The sequence below is a fragment of the Salidesulfovibrio brasiliensis JCM 12178 genome, assembly GCF_001311825.1.
In the GTDB taxonomy this organism is placed as follows: Bacteria; Desulfobacterota; Desulfovibrionia; order Desulfovibrionales; family Desulfovibrionaceae; genus Pseudodesulfovibrio; species Pseudodesulfovibrio brasiliensis.
The window spans coordinates 1-3,080 of the sequence record NZ_BBCB01000148.1 but is presented as its reverse complement, the minus strand read 5'-3'; the positions used below and the strand labels follow the sequence as shown (position 1 = coordinate 3,080).

Below are 3,080 nucleotides of genomic sequence, written 5' to 3'. Positions count from 1 at the left end.
CGTCGCGCTCTGCGGCGTCGTTGGCGACCTTCAGCTCGGTGCAGCCGTTCTGCTTGCAGATGTCCTCGACCTTGGCGGCTTCCTCTTCCACCTGTGCGGGATGGCCGTCCACTTCGATGAGCAGCAGCGCGGCAGCCTCGGTGGGCAGACCGGCCTTGCGGAAGTTCTCGACGGTGCGGATGGTGAAGTTGTCCATCATTTCCAGCGTGGCGGGCACGATCTTGTTGGCGATGATGGCGGCCACGGTCTCGGAAGCGGCCTTCATGGACGGGAAGATTGCCATCATGGACTTGGCAGCCTGCGCCGGGGGAACGAGCTTGAGAATGACCTTGTCGAACACGCCGAGAGTGCCTTCGGAGGCAACCATCAGGCCAGCAAGGTTGTAGCCGGTGACGCACTTGACGGTGCGGGAGCCGGAGTGGATCAGTTCGCCGTTGACGTCCCAGAAGTCCACGCCCATGACGTAGTCCTTGGTGACGCCGTACTTGAGGCCGCGAAGGCACCGGCGTTTTCAGCCACGTTGCCGCCGATGGTGGAGACGGTCTGGCTGCCCGGATCCGGGGGATAGAAAAGGCCCTTGGCGGCCACGGCTGCGGCCAGCTTGGCGGTGACCACGCCGGGTTCGACCACGGCGTACATGTCTTCCTCGTTGATCTCGAGGATGCGGTCCAGACCGTTGGTCAAAACGACCACGCCGCCGGGATGCGGAATGGTGCCGCCGGAAAGGTTGGTGCCTGCGCCGCGAACGGTCAGCGGGAGGCCGTTCTCGTTACAGAGCTTGGTGACTTTGCCCAGCTGTTCGCTGGTGGTGGGACGGACGACCAGAGCGGGCATAACGGAATCGAGCACAGCCGCGTCGTAGGAATAGGAATGGCGGTCGGTTTCACTGGTGAAGACGTTGTCGTCACCGACGATGGCCTGGAAATCTTTCGTCAAAGCTTCCTTGGTCATGATTTCTCCTGATTAGCGGCGTCCGTAACACCCTTTCGGACCGGACGCATTTCGTAAACTACGTGTTGAAATATATCGAAAACCGGGAGCGGAGCCCTCTCCGCTCCCGGTATCATATCATACCTTAGAACAGGTGCGGCACGAAGACGAAGCTCATGAGCGAAGCAACGATGCCGACTACGAGACCGTACAGCAGGAAAGGCCAGACGGTCCGCTTGAGGATCTGCCCTTCCATGCCGGAGAGGCCCACAACCGCGCAGACTGCGACGATGTTGTGGATGCAGACCATGTTACCCATTGCGCCACCAACAGCCTGAGCGGCCACGATGATCTGACGCGGCAGTTCAAGCTGGGAAGCAACGCCCCACTGGAACTCGGCGAACAGAAGGTCGGACACGGTGTTGGAGCCGGTGATGAAGGAACCCAGACCGCCGACGAAGGAGGCGAACATGGGCCATGCGTTACCGGTCAGCGCGGCGACAGCTTGGCCATTGCCAGCGGCATGGACGGGTAGTTGTTCGGGTTCAGGGCCACATCGGCAATGCCGGAGCCGCGGAAGATGGACACCAGCGCAACGGCTGCGAACAGCGCGATGGTCGGGTTCTTCATGGTGGCGATGGCCTGAGTCCAGGACACCTTGACCTTTTCGGCGGGCATGCCGTGAATCAGCACGGTCAGCAGCGCGACCAGCACGAACGGGATGGTACCGGGCAGGTACAGGTACGCGATCTTGGCGTTGACGCTGGAGAAGCCCAGAATGGCGTTGAACTTGATGGCCTGAGCCGCGAGGAAGCCCTTGAGGCCCAGCTCGGGGATACGGGTGACCACCAGAATGATGCCGATCAGGATGTACGGCAGCCAAGCGCGGAACTGGCTCATGTGAGCCTTGAACTCAGTGGCGTCGGCGGAAACGGTGCCGGTCCAGGAGGAATCCCACTTGCTGGAGGGGCCGAAGTCCCAGGACTGCTTGGGCACGCAGAAACCGGCCTTTGCACCGGCAATGATGATGCCGAGACCGACAAGACCACCGATGAGGGACGGGAACTCGGGGCCGACGGTCCATGCGAAGAACAGGTACGGCACGGAGAAGGCGACGGCTGCGAACATGCAGAACTTCCAGGCGGCGAGGCCGGGCTTCCAGCTGCGTTCAGGACCGAAGTAGCGGGTGATGAAGCCAAGCATGAAGACCGGCAGGATGAAGATCATTGCCAGATGCATCACGGTGGCCCACTGACCGACGAGCATGTTGAAGTCGGTCATGTTGGAGAAGTTGACGCCAGCGGCACCGGCGGACACGGCAGCGTCGACCGGACCGGTGAGGTACTTCAGGCCGAGCACGACCGGAGTACCGACCGCACCGAAGGTAACCGGGAAGGAGTTGAAGACAAGACAGATGACTGCTGCGGCCAGCGGCGGGAAGCCGAGGGACAGAAGCAGCGGAGCTGCCAGTGCTGCCGGGGTACCGAAACCGGCTGCACCTTCAATGAATGCAGCGAACATGTACCCGATGATGATGGCCTGAATGCGGCGGTCACCGGAGATGTTCTGCATGCCGTACTGAATGGTTTCCATACCACCGGAATGCTGGAGCGTGCGAAGAATCAGAATCGCACCGAAAACGATGATGAGAATACCGATGGCGGTGACAAAACCCTGCAGGGTCAGCGCCGCAACATATTTGGCGGGGAGACCCCACACGAGAACTGCGCCGCCTGCGGCGGTGAGCCATGCAAGGGGCATTGCCTTGGTGGCGGGCCAGCGCATGCCGACCATCAGAACGAGCGCTACCAGAATCGGCAGCAGGGCTACGAGAGCCAGTACTTCGAGAGACATTCCTCACTCCTCTCTTTAAATAATTCAAACACTACGTCTACCTCAGCCTTGAGTATCCAATCCCGCCGGGAACCGGTCAGGGTCCCCCCTGTCCGCATCCGGTTCCCGGCGGTTTATGGTGTATCTATTTGCCTGCGCGGCCGTCGTCGCACGCTTCGCCGCTATCGGGGCGGGCGTGTTCCGGGGTGTCGGCAGTGGTGCAGGCTTCGTCCGCCACTTCGGCGTCCTTGGGTTCGTGCGCTTCGGCACCGAAGTAGTCGGCCTGAGCCATGTACTTCAGGGTTTCAAAACGCTCG

General features: G+C 61.3%; 2 pseudogenes. Both read right to left on the bottom strand.

Features of this window, described 5'->3' with window-relative positions:
* A pseudogene (locus tag JCM12178_RS17165) lies at positions 1–951 on the bottom strand (FAD-binding oxidoreductase); the annotation flags it as partial.
* A 124-nt stretch (positions 952–1,075) separates the two neighbouring features.
* A pseudogene (locus JCM12178_RS17160) lies at positions 1,076–2,784 on the bottom strand (L-lactate permease).
* Positions 2,785–3,080: the final 296 nt, after the last annotated feature.